This is a genomic window from Methanosarcina horonobensis HB-1 = JCM 15518, from assembly GCF_000970285.1.
Lineage (GTDB): Archaea > Halobacteriota > Methanosarcinia > Methanosarcinales > Methanosarcinaceae > Methanosarcina > Methanosarcina horonobensis.
The window spans coordinates 4,387,182-4,410,593 of sequence record NZ_CP009516.1 but is presented as its reverse complement, the minus strand read 5'-3'; the positions used below and the strand labels follow the sequence as shown (position 1 = coordinate 4,410,593).

General features: G+C 42.5%; 20 protein-coding genes. 16 read left to right on the top strand and 4 right to left on the bottom strand.

Annotated features, from left to right (window positions below):
* Positions 1 to 22 precede the first annotated feature (22 nt).
* The 5 genes from MSHOH_RS19215 (at position 23) to MSHOH_RS19195 (ending at position 8,378) form a co-directional block, all read left to right on the top strand.
* The gene (locus tag MSHOH_RS19215; protein WP_048143651.1) at positions 23 to 2,062 is read left to right on the top strand and encodes an MASE3 domain-containing protein; all 2,040 of its coding nucleotides are present in this window, start codon (positions 23 to 25) and stop codon (positions 2,060 to 2,062) included.
* A gap of 219 nt (positions 2,063 to 2,281) precedes the next feature.
* Positions 2,282 to 3,706: a sodium/glutamate symporter gene (locus tag MSHOH_RS19210; RefSeq protein ID WP_048142118.1), complete on the top strand. Its 1,425-nt coding sequence runs from the start codon at positions 2,282 to 2,284 to the stop codon at positions 3,704 to 3,706.
* A gap of 329 nt (positions 3,707 to 4,035) precedes the next feature.
* Positions 4,036 to 5,922: a DUF4396 domain-containing protein gene (locus MSHOH_RS19205; protein WP_239451066.1), complete on the top strand. Its 1,887-nt coding sequence runs from the start codon at positions 4,036 to 4,038 to the stop codon at positions 5,920 to 5,922.
* Entirely contained in the window at positions 5,919 to 7,136 is a 1,218-nt protein-coding gene (locus MSHOH_RS19200; RefSeq protein WP_239451065.1) for a cell wall-binding repeat-containing protein, read from the top strand. Before MSHOH_RS19205 ends, MSHOH_RS19200 begins: the two co-directional genes overlap by 4 nt.
* A gap of 552 nt (positions 7,137 to 7,688) precedes the next feature.
* On the top strand, positions 7,689 to 8,378 hold the full coding sequence (locus MSHOH_RS19195; RefSeq protein WP_239451064.1) for an AIM24 family protein: 690 nt from the start codon (positions 7,689 to 7,691) through the stop codon (positions 8,376 to 8,378).
* A 245-nt stretch (positions 8,379 to 8,623) separates the two neighbouring features.
* Here MSHOH_RS19195 and MSHOH_RS19190 read toward each other — a convergent pair whose 3' ends face one another.
* Complete coding sequence (locus tag MSHOH_RS19190; RefSeq protein WP_239451063.1) at positions 8,624 to 9,589, bottom strand: hypothetical protein; 966 nt, start codon at positions 9,587 to 9,589, stop codon at positions 8,624 to 8,626.
* 453 nt (positions 9,590 to 10,042) lie between these two features.
* Between MSHOH_RS19190 and MSHOH_RS19185 the strand changes: the two genes are divergently transcribed.
* Positions 10,043 to 10,885, top strand: coding sequence for a helix-turn-helix transcriptional regulator (locus MSHOH_RS19185; RefSeq protein ID WP_048142115.1), 843 nt, complete (start codon positions 10,043 to 10,045; stop codon positions 10,883 to 10,885).
* Positions 10,886 to 10,967: 82 nt separating this feature from the next.
* On the top strand, positions 10,968 to 11,591 hold the full coding sequence (locus MSHOH_RS19180; RefSeq protein ID WP_048142113.1) for a hypothetical protein: 624 nt from the start codon (positions 10,968 to 10,970) through the stop codon (positions 11,589 to 11,591).
* A gap of 88 nt (positions 11,592 to 11,679) precedes the next feature.
* On the opposite strand, the gene MSHOH_RS19175 is transcribed toward MSHOH_RS19180, so the two are convergent.
* Positions 11,680 to 11,925, bottom strand: a complete 246-nt coding sequence (locus MSHOH_RS19175; RefSeq protein ID WP_239451062.1) for a transcriptional regulator — start codon at positions 11,923 to 11,925, stop codon at positions 11,680 to 11,682.
* A gap of 544 nt (positions 11,926 to 12,469) precedes the next feature.
* Between MSHOH_RS19175 and MSHOH_RS19170 the strand changes: the two genes are divergently transcribed.
* Together MSHOH_RS19170 and MSHOH_RS19165 are read left to right on the top strand one after the other, a co-directional pair.
* Positions 12,470 to 13,297 carry a PRC-barrel domain-containing protein gene (locus MSHOH_RS19170; protein WP_048142112.1) on the top strand — a complete coding sequence of 276 codons (828 nt, stop codon included), beginning with the start codon at positions 12,470 to 12,472 and terminating at the stop codon, positions 13,295 to 13,297.
* A gap of 150 nt (positions 13,298 to 13,447) precedes the next feature.
* Entirely contained in the window at positions 13,448 to 15,442 is a 1,995-nt protein-coding gene (locus MSHOH_RS19165; protein ID WP_048143647.1) for a PRC-barrel domain-containing protein, read from the top strand.
* Positions 15,443 to 15,628: 186 nt separating this feature from the next.
* On the opposite strand, the gene MSHOH_RS19160 is transcribed toward MSHOH_RS19165, so the two are convergent.
* Together MSHOH_RS19160 and MSHOH_RS19155 are read right to left on the bottom strand one after the other, a co-directional pair.
* Positions 15,629 to 16,750: a DUF362 domain-containing protein gene (locus tag MSHOH_RS19160; protein WP_048142111.1), complete on the bottom strand. Its 1,122-nt coding sequence runs from the start codon at positions 16,748 to 16,750 to the stop codon at positions 15,629 to 15,631.
* Between the two features lie 193 nt (positions 16,751 to 16,943).
* On the bottom strand, positions 16,944 to 17,351 hold the full coding sequence (locus MSHOH_RS19155) for an ArsR family transcriptional regulator (RefSeq protein WP_048142110.1): 408 nt from the start codon (positions 17,349 to 17,351) through the stop codon (positions 16,944 to 16,946).
* 256 nt (positions 17,352 to 17,607) lie between these two features.
* Here MSHOH_RS19155 and groES point away from each other — a divergent pair, with 256 nt between their 5' ends.
* From groES to MSHOH_RS19120, 7 genes are all read left to right on the top strand, one after another.
* On the top strand, positions 17,608 to 17,886 hold the full coding sequence (gene groES, locus MSHOH_RS19150) for a co-chaperone GroES (RefSeq protein ID WP_048142109.1): 279 nt from the start codon (positions 17,608 to 17,610) through the stop codon (positions 17,884 to 17,886).
* Between the two features lie 157 nt (positions 17,887 to 18,043).
* The gene (groL, locus tag MSHOH_RS19145; protein ID WP_048142108.1) at positions 18,044 to 19,654 is read left to right on the top strand and encodes a chaperonin GroEL; all 1,611 of its coding nucleotides are present in this window, start codon (positions 18,044 to 18,046) and stop codon (positions 19,652 to 19,654) included.
* Positions 19,655 to 19,818: 164 nt separating this feature from the next.
* A complete protein-coding gene (locus MSHOH_RS19140; protein WP_052730937.1) occupies positions 19,819 to 20,127 on the top strand; it encodes a GNAT family N-acetyltransferase in 309 nt (102 codons plus the stop codon).
* 71 nt (positions 20,128 to 20,198) lie between these two features.
* Complete coding sequence (gene tnpB, locus MSHOH_RS19135) at positions 20,199 to 21,314, top strand: IS200/IS605 family element RNA-guided endonuclease TnpB (RefSeq protein WP_048142107.1); 1,116 nt, start codon at positions 20,199 to 20,201, stop codon at positions 21,312 to 21,314.
* A 35-nt stretch (positions 21,315 to 21,349) separates the two neighbouring features.
* Positions 21,350 to 21,541: a hypothetical protein gene (locus tag MSHOH_RS19130; RefSeq protein ID WP_048142106.1), complete on the top strand. Its 192-nt coding sequence runs from the start codon at positions 21,350 to 21,352 to the stop codon at positions 21,539 to 21,541.
* Positions 21,542 to 21,719: 178 nt separating this feature from the next.
* Positions 21,720 to 22,547, top strand: a complete 828-nt coding sequence (locus MSHOH_RS19125; RefSeq protein ID WP_048142105.1) for a ribonuclease H family protein — start codon at positions 21,720 to 21,722, stop codon at positions 22,545 to 22,547.
* Positions 22,548 to 22,682: 135 nt separating this feature from the next.
* The gene (locus tag MSHOH_RS19120) at positions 22,683 to 23,366 is read left to right on the top strand and encodes a queuosine precursor transporter (protein WP_048142103.1); all 684 of its coding nucleotides are present in this window, start codon (positions 22,683 to 22,685) and stop codon (positions 23,364 to 23,366) included.
* The last annotated feature ends 46 nt before the right edge of the window (positions 23,367 to 23,412 follow it).

The following is a 23,412-nucleotide window of genomic DNA, read 5'->3' as shown; positions in this document are numbered from 1 at the left end:
AAGTACATTTTACGGGGGGCAATTGTATATATCATACATTAACGGAAATACATTTAAAGTAAGTTTTTATGAGGCAGCGGTCTGGATAGCAATAACAGGTCTGCTCTACTTAATCAGCCTTGGTAATTACCTTCTCTTCCATACTCTGGTAGAATTGTTCAGTGTCTACGTTGCATACGTAATATTTTTGATAGTATGGAAATCAAGAGCTCGTCTGGAAAACAGATACCTTATACTCATAGGGGTCGCTTTTTTTTTCATCGGCAGCATTGACTTTCTGCATGCCCTTACATTCAGAGGAATGGAAGTTTTCAGGGTTCCTGGAATTAATCTTACTATCCGGCTCTGGTTAGTTGCAAGATACCTAGAAGCCATTTCCTTCTTAATTGCCCCGCTGTTCCTGATAAGCAACAGAGGACCCGGAATGAAAGAGGCTGAAAACAGGTACAGAGAATCTCTTGAGGACTCTGCATTTGCCTGGAAAGTATTTCTCGTATATTCAGTGATCACTATTTCCTGCCTGCTCTCAATCTTTGTTTTCAAGAATTTTCCGGTTGTTTATATTGAGGGTTCGGGGCTTACTCTTTTCAAAATCCTGAGCGAATACTTAATCTCCTTCATACTTCTCTGCTCCCTGTTTCTTCTGTATATAAATCGGGACCGATTTGAAGATAAAGTTTTCAGACTGCTTGCAGCTTCTATAATCCTTACGATCTTCGGAGAACTTTCTTTTGCCCTGTATGCTCATGTAGATGAATTTCCAAACCTCATAGGCCACTATTTTAAATTACTGTCTTTTTACCTGATATACGAAGCTGTTGTATACCTCGGATTTGAAGAGCCTTGCAGTCTGCTTTTCAGGGAACTAAAACACAGGGAAGAAGACTTCAGGCAAAAAGCAATTTTCCTCGGGGACGAGTATAACCACATATGCAGGATGATTGGAGTAAACAGGGATTCTGAGCAGAAAAACAAAAGCCCTTCTGAGGATAAAGATCAGGAAGGTTACCATTCGTTTTCACAGCATTTTCCAGGGATCGGGTTCCAGCTTGACGAGAATTTCTTACCGGTATTCATACAGGGGCCTGTAGAAGAAATGACAGGATACGGAAAGGAAGAGCTTCTGTCCGGAAAAATGAATTTTCTGGAAATAATCGTACCTGAAGATCAGCTTTCAATTCTTGAAAACCAGCGGAAATTAAAATCAAATCCTAAATTTGTAGTTGAGAATGAATTTCGAATCCGCAAAAAAAACGGAGAGATAAAATGGGTCAGGGAAATTACCCGGAAGATTCAGGATAGGTCTGGAGATTCAGGAAATTTCCAGGGCCTGGTTTATGATATCACTGAACGTAAAATGGCTGAAGAAGCTCTCGAGAAAATAGACCGGATTCGGGTAAAAGAGGTTCATCACAGGATAAAGAATAACCTTCAGGTTATCTCATCCCTGCTCAGCCTGCAGGCGGAAAAATTCGAAGACAAAGAAGTGATTGAAGCTTTCAGGGAAAGCCAGAACCGTGTAACATCCATAGCAATGATCCATGAAGAACTTCACGGAGGAAAAAGCCTTGATACCCTTGATTTCGCAGATTATCTGCAGAAACTGACTGCAGATCTTTTCAGTTCCTACCGTGTAGGTAAAGATGGAATAAACCTTAAACTTGAGCTTGAAGATGTCTGGCTTGGCATGGATACTGCAATCCCCCTCGGAATTATTGTCAATGAAATGGTTTCAAACTCCCTGAAACATGCTTTTTCAGGTAAAAGTGACGGAGAAATCCGCATAAGCCTGAGAAACGGAGAAATGAATGGAGAAAATCCTGCCCCAAAGGATGAAATTTCAGGTTCGGACCCGGACTGTCTGGAGAATAATAGGTTCCATTATATACTGATCGTTGCAGATAACGGAAAAGGAATCCCTGAAGAAATGGATTTCCAGACCACTGATTCTCTCGGACTTCAGCTTATAACTATTCTTGTTGAACAGATAGACGGCTGTATTGAACTTAACAGGGATCAGGGAACTGAGTTCACTATTCGGTTCAACAACGAAGGAAAGTAAGGCTGAAAAATCCAGGGAAAGTAATATCATTATAGCTCGGGTACAGGGATTAGGAGTTCCTGGACACACTTTTTTCTTAAACTTTTCTAAATTATATTGAAATGTTGCAGTTTTCGTTTAGATATAAACTATATATAATTTGTAAAATAAAAGAACTTTAGTGAACCGGTGTAAACATTTTTATGAATACCCTAATAACGGACATGGAGACAAATCGAGATGACACCCTCCGCGGTAGGGATGAGTTTTCTAGTTCTGGGGCTACTTCTGCTCCTTGGAAAATGGATAAGGGTAACTACTTCTTATCTTCAGAAGCTCTTTATTCCCAGCTCTTTAATCGGCGGATTTCTGGGGCTCGTTTTCGGGCCGCAGGTCCTTGGTAACCTGGTTGAATGGTCAGAACATGAGGATACCGTACTTTCCCTTCTTGCAGGCGGGATATTTCCTGAAGATATGCTGGCTGTCTGGGCTACTCTTCCCGGACTTTTCATAAATGTTATTTTTGCAACACTCTTTCTTGGGAAAAAACTTCCTGGAGTTAGAGAAATCTGGCATATAGCCGGACCCCAGGTAGCATTTGGGCAGACAGTGGCCTGGGGGCAGTATGTTTTCGGGATACTGATAACCGTTCTTATATTGACGCCTTTCTTTGGTATCGACCCGATGGCAGGTTCACTTATTGAGATCGGATTTGAAGGAGGCCACGGGACTGCAGCAGGCCTGGCTTCCACTTTTGAAGAGGTCGGGTTCCATGAGGGAGCAGACCTGTCACTCGGCCTTGCTACCATAGGTCTGCTCTTCAGTGTAATTCTCGGAATTGTACTTCTAAACTATGGCGCAAAGACAGGAAAAACAGCTATTTTGCAGAGCCCTGGCGAAATCTCGCTTGATAAAAGTGAGCGGGCAGGAATAGTTGGTTTCGATGCAAGGGAGTCAGCAGGCAAAATCACAACAAGACCCGAATCTATTGAACCTTTCTCCCTCCATTTTGCCTATGTCGGAGTGGCTATAGGAGTAGGCTATATTATTCTTCAGGCCCTCCAGCTTATAGAGGAACTGACATGGGGAAGAATGACAGGCGTATATCTCCTTGAACATGTCCCTCTTTTTCCTCTTGCAATGATTGGCGGGATTATTCTCGAGCTGTTTCTTGACAGGTTTGACAAATATAAAACACTTGATAGAAACCTGGTGATGAGGATACAGGGTCTTTCCCTGGATATCCTCATAGCTAGTGCTATTGCAACTCTCTCTCTTGATGTCATAGGAAGCAACCTGGAGCCATTTATTATACTGAGCATTGTTGGTATTGTCTGGAACGTAGCAGCTTTTCTTTTGCTCGCTCCCAGAATGATACCCTCATACTGGTTTGAAAGAGGAATAGGAGATTTCGGGCAGTCCATGGGTATGACTGCAAGCGGACTCCTGCTGATGAAAATTGCGGATCCCCATAGCAAATCTCCCGCACTTGAGAGCTTTGGGTATAAGCAGCTAATGTTTGAGCCAATTGTAGGAGGAGGACTGTTTACAGCTATGTCAGTCCCCTTAATCCTCAATCTTGGTCCGATTTACGTGCTTATTCTGACAACTATTATCATGTCTTTCTGGATAGGAACGGGACTTTTGTACTTTGGCCGAAAATGATAGACTCATCTTATCCTCTTTTGTATTTTTCTTTAATTTAACTTATTTTTTACCAGTTATAGTATTGTAGCTTATTTATTATTTTTAAAACGCCCGGATATTTATAATATCTAAATCTAATTATTAATAAACCGTTATTTGTAGACATGCTTGTATTGAAAACATCATAGTCAAGAAGCTGATAATCCGGGGGGGTTAACATAACTGAAGATAGTAACAATAATGGAGATGACAGCTCAAAAAATCTTGGGAAAAGCAGGATTTTTACTTCAAAATCACTTCTTATCACTTTAATCGGAGCTCTTCTGGGAGGGCTTGTTTTCGGGCTGGTGGGTTATTTTGCGGAAAACGGAACTCTTACATTACCCAGACTTGAACCTCTTTTTGCAGCGCCTTACGGTTCTGTTACTATTTTCCTTATTATTTTCGGGGCAAGCCTCGGTTCGGTATTTGCCTCTCTGGCTTCTGCAGACCCGCTTCACCGGAGTGAAGGTACTCAAGAAGCCGGAGCCGGAATGAACCTGAAAAAATGGTTTACATGGGGAATTGCAGTCCTGACTGCTGCAATAATCCTCAGTGCTACCGGATATATCTGGATTCTTTCAGCTGCTTACGGAAACGGGTCCGACCAGGACTCACGTATAGGGTATACTATGAAAAATGTACAGAGAGTACCCGGTGATACGCCTGTTCAGGTTGGAAATTCAATGGTTGATATGTATGCAGCTGAACCTCTTGAAGTGCCTGCTGACCCGATTGCAGCCGCAGTGATGGCACCGGTGGCTGCTTCAAGAGGCCAGATACTTGTTTACGGTGCGGAGGAGGGCGGTGAGGTTGACCTGGAAGCCCTTGTCGAGGAATCCCTCTCCCTTCTGGGAGATAGACCCGTAATTGTGATCGTTTCGGCAGAAGAACCTGCCTATGCTCTGCCTGCAGCATATGCTGCAGCGTATTTCAGGGTACCTGTAGTTCCTGTTGAAGAGGGGTCCGTTCCTCAGAGTTTGCAAACTTTACTTGAAAACGGAGAAGAAAAGACTTTTTTTGTGGCCGCCCCTGAGAGTCTCCTTTCGGATAGGTTTCTTGAAGAACTGGAGGCTTTCGGAGAAGTAAACCGTGTCGCAGACGAAAACATTTACCTGCACGCTCTTGTGTGGGCAAGGAGCCGCTGGGGTGATTTCGGATGGGGTATTGATGAAGATTTCCATTTCGATGCATACTATAATTTTGCACTTGCAAACCCTGAGACCCCGGAGTTTGCAGCAGCAGGTCTGCCTATAGCTTACCAGAGCAACTACGGGCCATTACTTTATACCGAAAGTGAAGATCTGAATGACGAAGTTGACCAGTACTTCTGGAGGCTTTCTCCTGATTACTTTGCCTTTCCTTCTGACGGTCCTTTCATGAACGTAAGGGTTGTAGGAGGTCCGGAAAGTGTGAGTTATAATACCCAGGCGAGAGCTGACCTTGCACTGGAAGTCCACTCTTTTAAAGACCAGATGACCGGAGTAAGCGGACTTGCTTTCCTTGGATGGTCCTGGTTTTTCATAGGCTTTTTCGGAGCTATCTGGGCCCTCTTTATTATGCCGAAGCGTCTGCCATACAGCTCTTTTTATCCTAGGATTTACTGGCCTATGGCAATGCTGGTTTTCGGACCTGTCGGAATTCTGGCTTTCCTTCTGGCTTATCACGAAAGACCTGTTATGTACATGGACAATATGGTGAAATTCCGCCGTCCTCCATGGGCGAGAGCTTTATCGGGTACGATTATGAGCACGGGAATCGGGATGGCACTCATGATAGCCTCCATGTATCTGTTTGAGTTTTTTGGCATGCCGCTTTCACTGAGTTTTGAGTTTACATGGCTATACTGGCTAGGTTCTCCCATGACTACCATAATGTGGCTGATAATGGTTATCCCTGCCATTATTGTCTCCTCTTTGTTTTATATGGGGCCGATGATGGGGGATATGCATCAGAAAAAGTACTGGGAAGGAGTAAAGCAGGCTTTTCCCATAGTTGTCCTTTCCATGGTCAGTGCTTCCATAGGGATGTACGTAACCGCATGGTACGTTATGCAGTGGAGGGACTGGATGACCAACGAAGACCTATGGCTCTGGGTGACTCCTTTATGGATTTCCGCAGCTGCAGGCCTTTTCGCTGCCCTTGTTCCTAACTACATTATGGTTAAAGCCGGATGGAAGGAGGGAGAGATGTGATAAAGCCTGCGTATACTTTTCTTGCAGTAACTGCTCTTTCGGTTCTTTTTATCCTCGGATATATCTCAATGTGGGAACCCCAGGGAAAACCTCTTGATGCAAGCACAATGAAAAACGATGAACTGTTAGGGTTAACGGGCACCACTGCCAGGCTTTCAGGTGAGACTTATATTGAAACGGCTACTGCTTATTCCCAGGCAATCTATCCTGCTGCCCAGGATAAGGACAGACCTGGCGCAGTTGTTCTTGTGAGGGACGATGACCCTGCAACCGCACTCGTTACAACACGCCTCCAGCATTTTCCGGTAAACGCACCCATGTTGTTTATTACTGAAAATGGTACCGTACTTCCCGAGGCAACCCGGAAAGAGCTCGAGAGGTTAAGGCCTGAGGGGGTCATGATGGACGGTAACGTGCAGGTTTACCTTGCCGGGGATATTGACCAGAGTGTAGTCGATGAGGTTGAGAAACTAAAACTGAAAACCCGCCGAATATATGCATCGGACCCTATCAGTTATGCAGAAGTCCTGGACGAGTATATCTCTGTGCTGGAATCTAATCACAGGCAGATTGTCTTCATAGCTTCCACAGATGCCCTTGAGTACGCATATCCTGCTTCCAACTGGAATGCTCATATGGGAGATGCCATGGCTTACGTAACTCCCGAAGGAGTGCCTGAAGAAACAAGAAGGATGCTTGAAAGACGCTGGCCGTATTATCCTTACATATACGTGTTTGCTCCTTCTTCAGTTGTCGATCACGAGATAATGGCAGAGCTTTCGCAGTACGGGCATGTCCAGCGTATCCCTGGAAGCACACCCCAGGAAATGGCAGTAAGGTGGGCTGGATATAAGGACAGCGGGCATCGGACTTCTTGGCTTGTAGGTTACAGACCTCGCAGCGTCGGATGGGGCTATGCGGAGCCCGGGCACAATCTTCTTCTGGGAACTCCCGACTGGAGGATAACAGTTCCAAGCGGAGTGCTGTCCCATATGGGAAAACATGGGTTCCTTATCCTGACAGAGCCCAATGGTGAACTGCCCGAGTCTGCACGCTCTTACCTGCAGATCATTCAACCAGAACCAATTTACCCCAGCCATCAGGTGTTCAATTTTGCATGGATTCTTGGCGGAGAAGTGAGTCAAGAAACAGTTCGTGAACTCAGTGAACTCCTTGAGGTCTCTTCTCCTGATAACGGGAGTCTCGTAATTTGATGTTTGACAGCAGGGAATAGCAACTCTCTGATGAGTGAAAAAGTGATGTAAAAAAACTGGAAAGCGATGTAAAAGAACTGGAAAGTAATGCAAAAGAACTGCTGGGGACACTTATGAAGGGAGGCGGTGGAAGTTAAGATCTAATGTGACTTTATTACCGGCTCCGACTTCTTTTTTATTCAATTTACTGGCCGGAGAGCTTCCAATTTAAATGCATTCCTTCGATTGTGTCTGTTCGCTAATTCTCCTGTTCCGACAACACAAAGCGAATACTGTACAAAAATATTATAATACTTCTATTAATATATTTACTTAAATCGGAAGCTAAATCCAGCAAATATTCTCTGGAGTTAAGCACAATCCGTAAGACTATCTTTAAGTAAATTCAAAGGTGGAGAGCCTATAATCGAGCAAAAATTCTATGATAACATCAATGTTCTGGAATGCATTGAGAAAAACGGAATAAAGGTAGAGATCCTTGAGTATAAAACACTGCGTGGACTCAGGGATGTCTGCCTTGCGGAAAATCTTTATTATCTTGAGAAAGCAGGCATGAGCCTCAAGCAGGTAAAAATCACTCTTACAAACAGTGCGGTAACTACCGAAAGAGGAGCTCTGTACTTCCACAAGGGGAATATTTGTGCTTCATGTGAGACTGGGGGAGTCGGGGGACTTGCGAAAAAATTAATTAAAAATAAGCTTACCAACGAGTCTGCATTTACTCCTACTTATTCGGGTACAGGAGAGATTTTCCTTGAACCGGGCTTCAGTCACTACATACTCCTGGAGCTGAACAATGATGCGATTATTGTAGATAAGGGAATGTTCTATTGCTGTGAAAACGGGATCAATGTGGAGGTTTCATCCCAGAAAAACCTCTCCTCCGGATTGTTTGGGGGAGAAGGCTGGTTCCAGACAAAAATTAGCGGGACAGGACTATGTGTCCTTGCAGTTCCTGTGCCTCCTTCAGAGGTTCTGAAGTATGAACTTAATAACGAGAGATTGCAGGTGGATGGTAATTTTGTGTTCCTGAGGTCGGCTTCCCTTAACTTTACGGTTGAGAGGTCTGCCAAGAGTCTTGTCGGGAACCTTACAAGTGGCGATGGAGCTCTTCAGACTTTTGAAGGTACGGGAATAGTCTGGATGGCTCCCACCCAGTTTGTCTATGGAGCTCTCTCAAGGTGCTCTTATCCTCCTGTTCCGAGGACTCCAAGAGCCACCGGCAGCAGCAGTGACGACTGACTTTCTTTTCGAATTTGAGTAGAGTTTTTTACTTTGCCTGAACAAAATAAGTCCGGTGGAAAAAGTCCTATAGGAAAAGCCTGCATACGAAAAGTCAAATGTAAAAGGCACGAATAGAGAGTCTAACAGGAAAACCTGATAAATGAAAATTGAATGGAAAAGCACCCCGAATAACCAGGGTGCTTTTTTTCTCGGTTTTCTTTTCCAATACTTTCTTTTTATTCAGGACCTTTTTTCTTCAGGACTTAATCATTCCTGAAGACTGTCCATCCCAGGTCTCTCATCTCTGCGGAATCGTTTTCTTTTACTTTTACTATGTAAAACTCACCGCACGGATAGCCAGGATCACAGTCTTCAACCGTTTGGGTATCGGAAACCTCTATATCGTACACGGTTCCGTAATAAGCGACTATCAGTTCTGCCTGCGTGGGAGCTTTAATAAACTGGATGTTTCCCTCTTTATACCAGCTGTCCCAGGGTGTTTTCTCTTCGGATACCGGATACTTCATTTCTACAAGATCTCCTTCAGCTCCTGAAACTCCTGTAGTATTGTCGGCAGTATCAGGATCTTCTTCAAGGGGTCGCTGGGCAATTTCATCCCATTCTCCATCGATTACAGCAGATCTTACTGCTCCTTCGGAAACAATGACTTCTATGCTGTGAGGTGTGAGAACTTCGGTTACAATCTGGTCTGTCCGGTTTCCGTAGCCACCGTGCCTGCTAGTAAAAGTGTAATTAAGTATATGCTGCTCTGGGAATGTCTCGATTACCTCATGGCTTTCTAGTTTGAGGTCAAAACCATCAAAACTGTAAGTGGGTGAGGTTTCTATCCAGGTCTCGGCTATCCTTTCAGCTTCTTCAGGAGATGTGGACAGGGCGTAACCCCTCAGTTCAACCAGTGTGGCATCTATTTCCTGAAGACCTTCGGGCATATATTCGGAATAATAAGGATCTACAGTTACGGTCTTTGTACGGGTTTCCTCTAGCAGGCTAATTTCGAGTGTACCAACATCTGTAACTATAGGCTGCCCTTCCTGCGGAACATAGCTTTCTTCCATCTGAAGGAACCCATTTTCTTCAAATAAATCGATAAGTTCTCTGAAGGCAGTTTCGTTGAAAGGCTTTTCGTATGTTTTCTTGAAATTTCCGTCGTTATCCGATGTTGTAAACACAACCGTCGTGCTGTTTACTGTTAATTCCTGCAGCTGCATTTCCGGGAGTGTGAAAGCTCCGTATGTCCTGTGGGTTATGGTCGCATTCTCTGAGATATCTGTTTGATTCTCCAGGATACCTGTTTGCTTCTCGGCACATCCGGCTATAAAAGTTAATACCAGTATAAGTAGTACAGGAAATGTTTTATTAATGAGAATATCCTCCTTCTCCCCAAAGTTCTACTTTTCGGGTTAATTTTGAATTAAAGTTTTTACTTTAATATAGTATTTTTTAAATATGTCTTTTTCGTTCCGATTTGAGCTGGCTGATGATGACTTGTAGTAGACATATTCTCTTTTTTACCTAACTTCTTGATCTTTTTCTGATCTTCAGACTCAAGATAACATTTATATCTGTACACTAATGATTATACCAATGTTATATTTATTTGAGATCTTTATACTATTGTGTCTACCAATTGATGCTGATTTACATTAGAAGGCATAAACCAGATGAAGCTACAACTTGTCAATCTCCTTTTGTTTTCCGAAAAAAGGAAAAATTTGTTGTTACTGCTGGCAGAAGGGCCCAGGAATATTGATGAAATCCTTGATCTGCTTCAGATCTCCAGAATCTCTCTGCTTCCTCAGATCAAAAAATTGAAAGAAGAAGGGTTAATTGTTCAGAAAGAAGATGTATATTATCTTTCCATAATAGGTGACATACTGGTCAAAAAAGCCAGACCCTTGTTGGATGCAGCCAGCATGTTTGAGGACAATGATTACTTCTGGAGTCACAGGAAACTGGATTCTATCCCTTTTCACCTGTTAAAAAGGATAGGAGATCTTAAAAAAAGTCAGCTTATCGAACCCGGGCTTGCTCAAGGGTTTGATATATTTCCCGAACTGGTTAATCGTTTTATCGGGTCTTCAAAGGTTATGCTTCTTTTCTCTTATTTTCACCCTCAGATTCCGTCTTTTTCTCTAAAATTCGCAGAAAAAGGTTTTAATATTCAGCTTCTCCTTAGCAAAGATTCATTTGACAGGTTTGCAGGGGATTTCCGTTATGCGGGAGAGAGAATCCTGATGAATGAAAATGCCTCTATTTTTGTGTATTCAGGGTCCCCACTTGAAATTCCTGCATTGATTGCTATTTCGGAAAATGCGTTGTTTTTCGGTTTTTTCAATAAAAAGGGGAAATTCGAAGGGCAATACCTGCTCAGTTTCGAACCTAGCAGCCTTGCTTGGGGTAGAGAACTTTTTGAATATTATGTAGGGAGATCAGAGAAAGTCTGCTCAATGGATTATCCGGACTCCGGTTCTGATAGTCAGAGAACTCTCCAGAATCTGAAATAGGGTCAAAGGATCTTTAGTTCGAAATACCACAGATCCGATTTTAAACACCTTTTATTGCGATTACGGTATTCCAGGTATCCCAATGAAGCGAACATCTAAGGAATGGAAAGAAAAAAGGGCTAAGTTTATTAAAGGTAAGACATGCTCCTGGTGCGGCTCTTCTGATCGTCTGTGTGTTCATACTCCCGGAGCTTTTTCTCCGGCAGAAATTCGTTCAGGAACTTACAATCTCGCTTATGCCAGATTCAGAGAAGTATACAGGCAGAAATACCAAAAGTTTGAGTACACCCTGACAGGCAAACACCGCCATAAAAGCCATCCTTCCTGGCATAAAGCCTCGACAATACATAAAACCGAGCCTGACCATACTGATCTTGAAGAGCAGTTTATAGAACAGCTTGTAGAGGATACAGGCGAAGGAAACTTTAAAACGCTTTATCATGAATGGCTTGAGGAAAACGGGATTGAAGAACTCATTGAAGAGGAAATCAAAAAAGCAGAGGAGGAATGCGCATCTCTGGAACATGCGATTGTGCTCTGCAAACGCTGCCATTTTGCAAGTTTGAGAGGCATGGATATCTGTCCGGTTTGCAGAAAAAAGTATAAGTCTTCAAGATACGAAACCTGTTTTGACTGCCTGCCTGAAGAGAAAAAGAAAGATATTCTGGCAAAGCAAAAAGAAAAAAAGAGTCATCTGGAGAACTAAAGGCAGTCCCCTGATAAATTGTTACTGAACAATCACAGTTTGGCTCCAGGTTTCTATTCATAAGTCTTAAAACGTTTCCTGGTTTTCTTCAGAAAAGAGCCCATCCGCTTCCACCACAGGCCCTGCAGGTTCCTGTTTCAAGGTTCCCTGATCCGTTACAGAGCGGGCATATTATTGCAGGCTGGGCAACGAGAACGTTCCCCTGTCCTCCACAGGCTTCACAGATTCCACCTTCAGAAAGCCCGGTTCCATTACAAAGAGAGCATTTTTCCGGGGCATACTCAGTATCGACATAGGTATAGAGCACCTCATCACCTTCTTCACTTACGAGCACAGGGTAATTTGTCTGGGCAAAGATCTTTTTAACATATATTTTCAGCTTTCTGGGTTATAAGATCTTTCAAAAAGATAAAAAGGAAAGTGTTATAATGTAATTGCCAATTCTTTTTCATTACCTGCCCATTTTTTTCATTTCTGTTCCAAAAAGTTCTTAAGAGAATTTAAGAACTAAATAAAAGTTTGGTCTTTATACTTGACCAATAAGTTTTGTACCGCTTCACTCCTTTTATTTTCCTGTTCCTGAGAACTTTGACCTGCAGTAGCTTATTTATCGGTATATTTGATGCCTGTTTTTCAATCCTCTACCTCTGGATCTAAAGGATAACATTTACAAAAAAAATAGCTTTTTTTCTCAAAATTCTTACTAAATTTTATCTATCTCTTTTTCTCTTGATAACATAAAATAATATTTTTAATGACTCCGGTAGTTTTAAGTAACATTAAAAAAATAATAATCAATGGGGAAGAGGTTTTAAAGCTGTACCTTGGGGGATGCAGACTTTAAACTACATATCTTCTAAGCTTAGGGAGTTGAAAGTATGGCAAATCGAGAGAATCCAGATTTTTTGTCAGCAGGCACGATAAAAGGGGATAAGGTCATCAATACAGCTGGAGAAGACCTTGGGAAGATTGAAGAGTTAATGATTGACATTCAGGACGGAAGAGTAGGATATGCTGTGCTCTCTTTTGGCGGATTCCTGGGTATGGGCGACAAATTATTTGCCATTCCGTGGCAGGCCCTGAATCTGAGAGTGCACGATCACGCCTTTGTACTCGATATTCCTAAAGAAACTCTTGAGAACGCAAAAGGTTTTGACAAAGATCACTGGCCTCTAACTACTCGTGAGGAACTCTCCAGAACCTACACTTACTATGGTTACCAGCCTTACTGGCAGACTGGAGTAACAGAACAAATCGGATTGCCTGGAGAAACCATCGGGTCTGAAAGAATGGTCAGGACAGAAAGTACAGCAGGTAGAGAAAACCCTGAATTTTTGTCAGCAAGCACTATAAAAGGGGACAAGGTTGTCAATAGGGCCGGAGAGGATCTAGGGAAGATTGAAGAGTTAATGATTGACCTCCAGGATGGAAGAATAGCATATACAGTCCTGTCTTTTGGCGGGTTCCTGGGTATGGGCGATAAATTATTTGCTATTCCCTGGAAAGCTCTTCAACTGAGAGTTCACGAGCACAAATTCTTACTTGATATTCCCAAAGAAACTCTGAAAAATGCAGAGGGTTTTGATAAGGATAACTGGCCCATAACTAACCGTGAGTGGCTTTCTACTGTATACGGTTACTATGGATACCAGCCTTACTGGCAAAGAGAAAAAGAAAGGATTGAAAATCGACCAGGTAACATTTAACCTTTCTTAATTTCGAAAACAGGTAAAGGCATCAACCTTACTGGCAAATCAGGCGGTTGAGAAAAACTTAATTGGAGAAAACGTTTTGAAGTTTTGCCTGGGGGTGCAGGCTTTAAAATATATATTTTCAGAACTCAAGGAGTTGAAAGTATGGTAAGTCGAGAAAATCCAGATTTTTTGTCAGCAAGCACACTGAAAGGGGATAAGGTTGTCAATAGAGCTGGAGAAGACATTGGGAAGATTGAAGAACTAATGATCGATCTCCGGGATGGAAGAGTAGGATATGCTGTGCTCTCTTTTGGCGGATTCCTGGGTATGGGCGATAAACTGTTTGCTATACCCTGGAAGGCTCTTCAACTGAGATTGCACGATCACGAATTCTTACTCGATGTTCCTAAAGAAACTCTTGAGAATGCAGAGGGTTTTGACAAAGATAACTGGCCTCTAACTACCCGTGAGGAACTCTCCAGAACCTACTCTTACTATGGTTACCAGCCTTACTGGCAAACTGAAGTAACGGGACAAACCGGAGTTCCCGGAGAAACCAGGACTGAAAGAGCAGCGAGGATGGAAAGGACGTCAAGCAGGGAAAATCCTGACTTTCTGTCAGCAGGCACTATAACAGGGGACAAGGTTGTCAATAGAGCTGGAAATGACGTTGGGAAGATTGAAGAGTTAATGATTGATCTCCAGGATGGAAAGGTAGCATATGCCGTAGTCTCACATGGTGGGTTCCTGGGTATAGGCAACAAATTATTTGCAGTTCCATGGCAGGCTCTTCAACTGAGGGTTCATGAACACAAGTTCCTACTCGATGTTCCTAAAGAGACCCTCGATAAAGAAGAAGGTTTTGATAAGGACAACTGGCCCTTACACCGTGAGACGCTCTCCAGGACCTATACTAACTATGGATACCAGCCTTACTGGGAGATTGTAACAGCAGAACAACCAGAAGTTTCGACAAGAAAGATGGAGAAAGCCGCGGTTTCGGGAGGAGTGCTTAGAGAGACAGAAACTAGAGAGGCAGAAACAAAAAAGGTCGTCTGGACAGAAAGAGAGAGAACGGAAGTAGTAGAAACTGATGAAGAGATAAGGGCGCGGCAGGAAAGAGAAAGGCTGGAAGGGCTAAGAGGTGAACAGGAAGAGAAGCTGTCGCAGCTAGAGAAAGAACGGATGGAAAGAGAGCGTCAGGCACAAAATGAGAGAGAGAGGCTGGCTCAGCTGGAGAGAGACCGTATTGAGGTAGAAAGACAGGCAGAGGCCGAAAGGCAGAGGCTGGCTCAACTGGAGAGAGAGCTCCAAGAGGCAAGGAGGCAGGAAGAGACAGAAAGAGTAACCCGGCTCGAGGCAGAGCTGAGAGAAGTACATACACAGGAAGAAACCCGCAGGGACAGACTGGCTCAACTGGAGAGAGAGTGTACCGAGGCAAGAAGACAGGCAGAAGCTGAGAGGGAGAGGTTGGCTCAACTTGAGAGAGAAAGAACCGAAGTGGAGAGACGGGCACAGGAAGAGAGAGAGAGACTGGCTCAGCTGGAAAGAGAGAGAACCGAAGTAGAGACACGGGTGGAGACCAGGGAGATGCCAGACTTTTTGTCAGCAAGCACAATAAAGTCGGACAGAGTTGTCAATACAGCTGGAGAAGACCTTGGAAGGATTGAAGAGTTAATGATCGATCTCGACAACGGCAGGGTCGCATATGCAGTCCTGTCTTTTGGCGGATTCATGGGTATGAGCGATAAGCTGTTTGCTATTCCCTGGAATTCCCTTAAATGTAATGTGCATGAGCACGCCTTCACCCTTGACATTTCCAAAGATGTCCTGGAAAACGCAGAAGGTTTCGATAAGGACAGGTGGCCCTTAACCCGCGATGAACTCTCAAGGACATATACTTACTATGGATACCAGCCTTACTGGCAGGGAGGAACGGCTGAAACAACCGGAGGAATGCCCAGGGCAGAATCAGAAAGGATGGCCCGGACAGAAAGAGAGAGAGGCGCGCAGTTAAAAACCGCAGAAGAGAAAATGGCAGAGCAGGATAAAGAAAGATTTGAACGGATGGAGGAAAAAGAGACAGATAACGAAGAGCGGGAACGGCTAGAAAGAGAGCGTACGATCGCAGAGAGACGGGAACGTAAATATCAGTAATTAAAATTTCAGGGAGGCATCACATGTCTTCCTGAACTAAACTGATTTTACTGTAGAGTATGAGTTTGTTCTTGAAATGGTCTCAAAAAGTAAAAATATTTTAGGCTCTTGTTTTTAAATTTCTTAATTACTTAGGTCTCTTTATTCCGATTCTTTATTTTTCTTGCCCAGATATTATAAATTAATTTATTTTCTTGCTGTCAAAAGGGATGCAAGCAGTGATTTTTTGATTTCGACCGCATCATTTGGGCAGAGTTCACGACAGCAGTAGCATAAAATGCATTTCTCCTGATTGACCCTGAAACTCCCGTCTTCAAGCATCTCCACGGCACGAGGAGAGCAATTGTTGTAGCATGCTGCACAGTGAGTACATTTTCTTTGGTTAATTCGGGGGTAAATAGTATAGTATTTTCCGAGGCTGCGTTTCAGGAAAGGCGGGGCTGTGCTGACTCCTCCGCTTGATGGTTTGAATTTCTTTTTTACCTCTTTCAACGGTGTTCCTACCACAACAGGACACTGGTTTCCAAAGCCTTTCTTAAGGGCACCTGCGGTCGTAGGAATTTTCAGGGGATCAAAGCCTATCATTTCTGCCGCAACAATATCCAGGGAAACACAATCCCGGCTTGCCAAAATTACTCCTGAGTTTACGGGCTTTCCATGGGAAGGGCCGTTTCCTTCCATGCCAACAATCCCGTCCATAACCGCAAAATCAGGCCTGATAATCGAATATACATCAGCGACAGCTTCGCCAAAGAGGTCTCGTTTTCCAAGAAGGTGAGTCTCTTTTCGGCACTTAAGAGGAAGAGTTCCGAAGAAGTTCTTGACCGCGCCTGTATAATATGTAAGCTCATGAGTTTTCAGTTTCGGAAGAGATATTACCACATCGGCCTCAAGGACAGGATTCGCAATGTATAGTTTTCGGAACTGAAGAGGTTCTGGAACTTCTACAAGGGTGAAACCCGCAGTCTCAAAATTCACAACCCTTGCTCCTGCTTTTAAGGCAGCCTCTTCTATTTCCGAGACTTTCAGGGCTTTTGCAGTAGCTCCAGGTCTTGAGATTCCTGCTCCGTCTCCGACCACTGGCTTTCCTCCTGCACTGGTCACGAATTCACACATTGCTGCTACCACAGTCGGATGGGTAGTTGTGGCAGTTTCCGGCGGGCTTGCTGCAAGGATATTTGGCTTTAGAAGTACGCTATCTCCCGGATCAATTACGTTTTCAAGACCTCCGAGCAGGTCAATAGCCCGGGCTATTGCTTCTTTTGCGTTGGAATAATCAGAACAGGGAATTATGGAGACTTTATTCATTACTGAAAATGAATAGAGGTAATTATTGAATTCTTTTCCGGTTTGAGTCCGTTGTTTCGGTTTATTATCCATATGTAAGTTTTTTAATATTTTTTATAGTTTTTAATAGATTTTACTTTTTAAGTACTCTATGTCTTGCTTTCTTAGGCATTTTCCATATCCTGTTTTAAGTACTTCTCATGTCTCTGTTTTTTTACCTGTTTTTAAGGCCCATCATCAAATCTATTTCTTCAGCTATGTTTTCCAGCTCATCCAGTATTCTTTCCGAATCCTTCCTCATCTCCCTTACTGCAGCTTTAAGGCTGCCTCCTCTCAAATAAATCAGGCGTTTTTTTCTGTACAGGAGCCCGGACTCATTAAGGTTCCGGAGATGATGGTTGATTCTTGAGATTTTCATATCCAGGTCTTCAGCCAGAGCTTCTGATGAACTTTCCATGTCATTTGAGAGCTTTTCAATAAGGCTGAAAATTATCCTGTTGGCTGTGTTTTCGATATCCCTGCCCGAAGAAAAGCCAAAGCTGTCACAGAACCATATAAGGTCTTCTTCAAGGCTTTTAATACGGGGTTTTTCAAGGCTTCTGAGGATAATTTGCTGAACCATCTGTTTATTCTTTTAGATATTCAGATATATAAACTTTATTTAGATTTGTAGATATCATATCTATTTTATTGCGATAATACTTATTTTATTGATAAATGACCTCAACTTTGCTGGTAATTTTTAAATATAAGTTTTGCATTATATGCAGATAGTTGGGCGCTAAATAGCTCAATAATTCACCTATTCATACTGGCCTATAACAGCCGGTTAATCTTCAGCTAATATTAAGGTCGCTTACATATAGGAGGAACAAAAAATGATTGTCAAACCTATTGGCGAACGTGTATTACTCAAGCACCAGAAGAAAGAAGAAGTCACTAAAGGTGGGATATATATCCCGGAATCTGCAAGACAGGAAAAGAAAGAAGGAATTGTTATCGCTGTGGGGACCTTTGAAGATGGGAAAGAACTCCCCCTGAAGAAGGGTGACCATGTAATTTACGGAGGATACCAGGCCGATGAGATTGAAATCGACGATGAAAAATACGTTTTTGTTGACTTCAAAGATATCCTGGCAACAGTTGTTGAAGAATAACATTGAATGAGCCATTTTCTGAATCTCATATCAGACAATCACGAAAATCAGTAAATCATGACTCAGATCAATGTCAGGCAAAATGAATTCAGGCAAATAATGACTTCGATAAATCGATTTAATTCGGTAAATTTGATCTTAATTCAGGTGAATACAGATGGCTTCAAAGCAGATAATGTTTGATGAGAGTGCGAGAAAATCACTCTTAAGCGGTGTGGATAAAGTCGCAAATACCGTTAAGATCACCCTGGGACCCAAGGGCCGTTATGTCGTTCTGGATAAAAGTACAAAGCCTGTGGTCACAAATGACGGTGTCACCATTGCAAAAGAAATAGAGCTCCATGACAAGTTCGAAAATATGGGAGCCAAACTCGTCAAGGAGGTCGCTTCCAAAACCCAGGATAACACGGGGGACGGGACAACAACAGCTACCCTTCTTGCCCAGAGCATGATCCGGGAAGGCCTGAAAAACATCAGTGCCGGAGCAAACCCCATAGAAGTTAAGAAAGGGATTGAGATTGCCACGGAAAAAGTTGTAGGGTATCTCAAGGGCAAGAGTGTGGAGGTAAAGGGCAAGGATAAAATCATTCAGGTAGCTACTATCTCTGCAAACAATGACGAAGAAATAGGCAACCTGATCGCCGATGCTATGGAAAGGGTCGGCTACAACGGAGTAATCACAGTTGAAGATTCAAAGACTATGGAAACCAGCCTCGATGTTGTTGAGGGTATGCAGTTCGACCGCGGATTTGTTTCCCCTTATATGGCTCTCGATACCGAAAAAATGATTTGTGAATTTGAAGACCCCTATATCCTGATTACTGACAAAAAAATTAACAGCATGAAGCAGATAGTGCCTGTGCTTGAGAAAGTCGCTTCTGAAGGCCGTTCCCTCCTTATTATTGCTGAAGATGTTGATGGGGATGCCCAGGCAGCCCTTATTCTTAACATTATTCGCGGAGCCCTCAGGGTCTGCGCTGTGAAAGCTCCCGGATTCGGAAACGAGAGAAAGGAGATGCTTGAGGACATTGCTGTCCTTACCGGCGGGCAGGTTATCAGTGAAGAAAAGGGCATGAAGCTTGAAGAGTTCAGCGATTACATGCTAGGAAGTGCCAGGAAAGTCACGGTTGACAATCACAAGACAATTATTGTTGAGGGCAGGGGCGACAAAGCAGACATCGATGAAAGAGTCAGGATTATCGAAGCCCAGGTCAATATTGCCGAAGCCGATTACAGGAAGACCGAACTCAAAAAGCGCCAGGCAAAGCTTGGAGGTGGCGTTGCGGTAATCAAGGTGGGAGCTGCAACCGAAACCGAGCTCAAGGAAAAGAAAATGAGAATCGATGATGCCCTGAACGCAACAAAAGCTGCAGTTGAGGAAGGGGTGGTTACAGGAGGAGGAATAAGTCTCTTCCGTGCAGCTGCAGTCCTTGATTCTCTTAACCTTGAAGGCGACAGACAGGTAGGTGTAAAGATCGTCCAGAGATCCATAGAAGACCCTGTCCGCCAGATTGCAGCAAATGCAGGCAGAGAAGGCGCTGAAGTGGTGGCAACCATAAAGGCTGAATCCAGTGAACACTTCGGGTACAATGCGAAAAGAGACATGTTTGAAGACCTCTTCGAAGCAGGAGTAATCGACCCGACAAAAGTGGTAAGGAGCGGGCTTCAGAACGCTGCATCAATTGCAGGCATGGTGCTCACAACAGAAGCTCTCGTAACAGATTTCGATGAAGAGAAGGACGAAAGGACAGCTGCAATCATTATCTGATTGCATCTTTTTCCTTTTTTCCTGTATCCATTTAAGGAGTAGTTGCTCAAAACCCAATCTTTAACCTGCTCTTTTCACTTATCGATAGTGTTTTTTTCGCTTACATGTAAGGAATAGTTCTTATATACGAAAAACTTAACGAGAAATACATATTATTAGAGCGCGTGCCTGATGTTGAAGAATATCAAAAGCTTCGTGCTGAAGTTGGATGGGGCACTAAAAACTCTGAAGCTATTAGACTCGCTTTAAACAACTCTCTTTTTTCCATATATGTTATGTCAGAAAACAATATTATAGACTTTGGAAGAGTCATCGGGGACCGAGGGATTTACTTATATATCCAGGACATTATCGTACTGCCCGAATTTCAGGGACATGGAATTGGAAAACATATCATGTGTGCAGTTATGAACTATTTTAACTTTAAGGCGGGAAGTCCCCTTCCTCGGAGCGAAGCGACAGGTGGGGGATGAAAGCCGTCAACTTCCCGACAAAGCAAGTTTAACAAAATCTATTTATCTCTCTAAAACATATAATATTTATTATGTTAAAAGCCTATAAATACCGAATCTACCCAGACAATGATCAGAAAGAACTAATCAAAGTTCATTTTGGCGCATGTAGATTTGTCTATAATTGGGCTTTAGAACAGAAGATAAAAACATATCAACAATCAAATAAATCAATATCAAGATTCGACTTACAAAAGATTTTAGTTCACGAAATAAAGCCTTCTAACGAATGGTTGAAAAAAGCTAATTCACAGGCTCTACTCGCCTCTTTGGTAAATGTAGAATCAGCATTTACAAAATTCTTTAGAGAAAAAACTGGATTCCCAAAGTTCAAATCTAAGAAAAATCCAGTGCAGTCCTATCAAATGCCACAACATTACACGGTAAATTTTGATAGAAATATTATCAAACTTCCCAAAATTGGAGAAGTAAATGCAGTTCTTCACAGAAGATTTGAAGGTGAAATGAAAACTGCAACTATCTCTAAATCAAGTACAGGAAAATATTTCATAAGTATTCTTGTTGACGATGGAAAAGAAACACCTGAAAAACAAGAAATATCAGAATCAAATACAATAGGCATAGATGTAGGTATAAAAGATTTTGCAATTCTTTCTAATGGAGAAAAAGTTGAGAATCCTAAATACCTCAAAAATTCTCTTAAAAGAATGAAATGTTTGCAAAAGAGAGTTTCAAAGAAAGTTAAAGGTTCTAATAACCGAAACAAAGCTAGGCAACGTCTTTCTAAAATCCATGAGAAAATAAGCAATCAGAGAAACAATTTCCAGCACCAAATCTCTTCTAAACTTATCAGTGAGAACCAAGCTATTGCACTGGAAACTCTGAACGTAAAAGGTATGGTAAAAAATCATTGTCTGGCTCAATCTATTTCCGATGCTTCGTGGAGTAGTTTTGTAACAAAATTAGAGTATAAAGCTGAATGGTTAGGAAAGACTATTCTAAGGATCGGAAAATTTGAGCCTTCTTCTAAGATATGTAATGTTTGCGGTTATCATAATTCAGAATTGACATTAAAGGATAGAGAATGGGTATGTCCCGATTGCAAAACAAAGCATGATAGAGACATAAATGCTGCAATCAATATCAAAAAATTCTCTCTGCAAGATCAAAATCTTATAGTTATCTGACACCGTAGGAACTACGGGGATGGGCTTGTGGACTTGTGAACAGTAGTTCAAGGGATGAAGCAAGAAGCCCCTTCCTCGCCATCAGGCAGGGAGGGGTAGTTCACTACCCATACTTTCCCTGGGACTTTTGTAGGTTTGATGGCAGCAAAGGAAACGTCGGGTTTTATGAGCAGTTTGGTTTTGTCAGAAGACTGCCAGAAGGGCCTGGCATGTTTAAGATTATTTAATGAGGTTCTTTATGCGAAACAAAGTGTCGTTGTTTCCAGTTTCTTAATAAATTTTTTAACTTTATTCCTTCAGTCGTTATAGTACTTATGTAAGACTATTAATCAATAGTCCATTACAATACTTAATATATTCATCATTTAGCGTAAATTATTCTCTTGGTAACAGGTGAATTAAAAAATGCTTGAAGTCTACTGTGACTCATCTTATAATGAAGGTGAAGACTCCTACATCGGCTGCGTGGTGCTCAGGAACGATATGCAGATCCACCAATCAACAACCAAAGTCCTTGGTGATCCTCGCAATAATCTTGATTGTGAACTTTCAGCCCTTGATTTTGCTATCTCTCTTGTCGGAATTTTTTCCGAAGGCGATAAAGAAATAGTTGTTTATAACGATTCTACTGAAGCCGTAAAAGTTTTTCAGGGAAGGGTGCAGGAAGTAGAAAAGGAGTTTTCGGGTTCCAGAGTTAGCTTCGAGTACATTCCCCGCGAAAAAGTGAATCAGGCAGCTGCAGACAGCCTGTCTAAAAAGTTTCCTGTTTTTTTCTCAAGTACAGCTACATGTCGTGTTGAATCCTTTTCAAGACGGGAAGATATCCTCTCTGATATTGCCCGTAACAAAAGCAGTGTTTTCTATCTTGAGAAAGTACCGAAAATGTCCACAAATAAAAAAACCTGTTATAGGTTGGTAATTCGCACGATGGAAAAAGTCCTTTCTGATGACCGGTTTTATTCCATAAAAAAAGGAGGTCCGGGCACCCAGGTAAAAGCTGCTGAGGAAATTCGAAAAGACCTCTCAAACCTGGAAATTCTTTCTTCCCTTAAAGCAAAAGGGGTCAGACTCGAAAACTCCTACTTCCTTCTCACAGACGATACCTGGGGACTGCGAGGTACGGACAGTCAGGCATGCTCTATCCTTCCCTCTTCTATTCCTCATAAGATCATATGTGATGAGGTAGACCGATCGCCTCAAAACCTTTTCAAAAGAGCAGAGCGTTTCAGGTAACTTTCTGCTTCTGAAACCGTTCTTTACAGTTCGCCTTCCGAAACCCGGTGAACCGGTATCGTGTAAATCAAAGCATTTCGCTTATAGTATATTCGCCTATACCAACCCCAAACCCAACTTAAACCCTGAGAATCCATGAAACCCATAGATTATAAAATTCAGCTTTTGTTGACGATGTTCGTCAGCTCTTTACTCCTTGGGAACCTTCTCGGCAGCAAGCTAATTGAGATCTTCGGAATCGTGACTTCAGTCGGCCTTCTAGGATATCCGCCTACCTTTCTTATTACGGACATAGTCGAAGAGGTTAGGGGAAAGGAAGTAACAAAAATTTTCGTACATGCAGGCTTTCTTGCACTTTGTATTGCTGCATTTTTCGTATTTGTAAGCACTGGCCTGCCTCCTTCCCCCCTATATCCGCATAATGAGGCTTATAATTACGTTTTTTCAAGTTCCTTACGAATTATTCTGGCAAGCATGATCGCCTTCACTATAAGCCAGCACTATGACATATGGGCTTTTAATTTCTGGAAGAAAAAAACAAATGGGAAATATCTATGGCTCAGAAATAACCTTTCAACAATTGTTTCCCAGCTGCTCGACTCTATAATTTTCACGTTTATTGCTTTCTATCATGCGACTCCCGAGCTTGGAGCAGTCTCAATCTTTTATATGGTTTTACCGCTCTGGGCTCTTAAGATAATTTTCGCTCTTCTTGATACTCCGTTTGTATATCTTGGAGTCAGGTGGCTTGCTTCCGAAGATGTAAAAGAGGTTTCATCTCATGAGGAAAACAGGGAAACAGGATTGGTTAAAAGTTAGGAAATGCATAGTTCCTGAAACAAATCCGACTCAGGATTACAGGTTG

Coding starts and splice junctions, on each gene's coding strand:
- MSHOH_RS19210 (WP_048142118.1), top strand. CDS start 2,282: ATGACACCCTCCGCGGTAGGGATGAGTTTTCTAGTTCTGGGGCTACTT.
- MSHOH_RS19195 (WP_239451064.1), top strand. CDS start 7,689: ATGAGCCTCAAGCAGGTAAAAATCACTCTTACAAACAGTGCGGTAACT.
- MSHOH_RS19190 (WP_239451063.1), bottom strand. CDS start 9,589: ATGCAGCTGCAGGAATTAACAGTAAACAGCACGACGGTTGTGTTTACA.
- MSHOH_RS19185 (WP_048142115.1), top strand. CDS start 10,043: ATGAAGCTACAACTTGTCAATCTCCTTTTGTTTTCCGAAAAAAGGAAA.
- MSHOH_RS19180 (WP_048142113.1), top strand. CDS start 10,968: ATGAAGCGAACATCTAAGGAATGGAAAGAAAAAAGGGCTAAGTTTATT.
- MSHOH_RS19170 (WP_048142112.1), top strand. CDS start 12,470: ATGGCAAATCGAGAGAATCCAGATTTTTTGTCAGCAGGCACGATAAAA.
- MSHOH_RS19165 (WP_048143647.1), top strand. CDS start 13,448: ATGGTAAGTCGAGAAAATCCAGATTTTTTGTCAGCAAGCACACTGAAA.
- MSHOH_RS19160 (WP_048142111.1), bottom strand. CDS start 16,750: ATGAATAAAGTCTCCATAATTCCCTGTTCTGATTATTCCAACGCAAAA.
- MSHOH_RS19155 (WP_048142110.1), bottom strand. CDS start 17,351: ATGGTTCAGCAAATTATCCTCAGAAGCCTTGAAAAACCCCGTATTAAA.
- groES (WP_048142109.1), top strand. CDS start 17,608: ATGATTGTCAAACCTATTGGCGAACGTGTATTACTCAAGCACCAGAAG.
- groL (WP_048142108.1), top strand. CDS start 18,044: ATGGCTTCAAAGCAGATAATGTTTGATGAGAGTGCGAGAAAATCACTC.
- tnpB (WP_048142107.1), top strand. CDS start 20,199: ATGTTAAAAGCCTATAAATACCGAATCTACCCAGACAATGATCAGAAA.
- MSHOH_RS19125 (WP_048142105.1), top strand. CDS start 21,720: ATGCTTGAAGTCTACTGTGACTCATCTTATAATGAAGGTGAAGACTCC.
- MSHOH_RS19120 (WP_048142103.1), top strand. CDS start 22,683: ATGAAACCCATAGATTATAAAATTCAGCTTTTGTTGACGATGTTCGTC.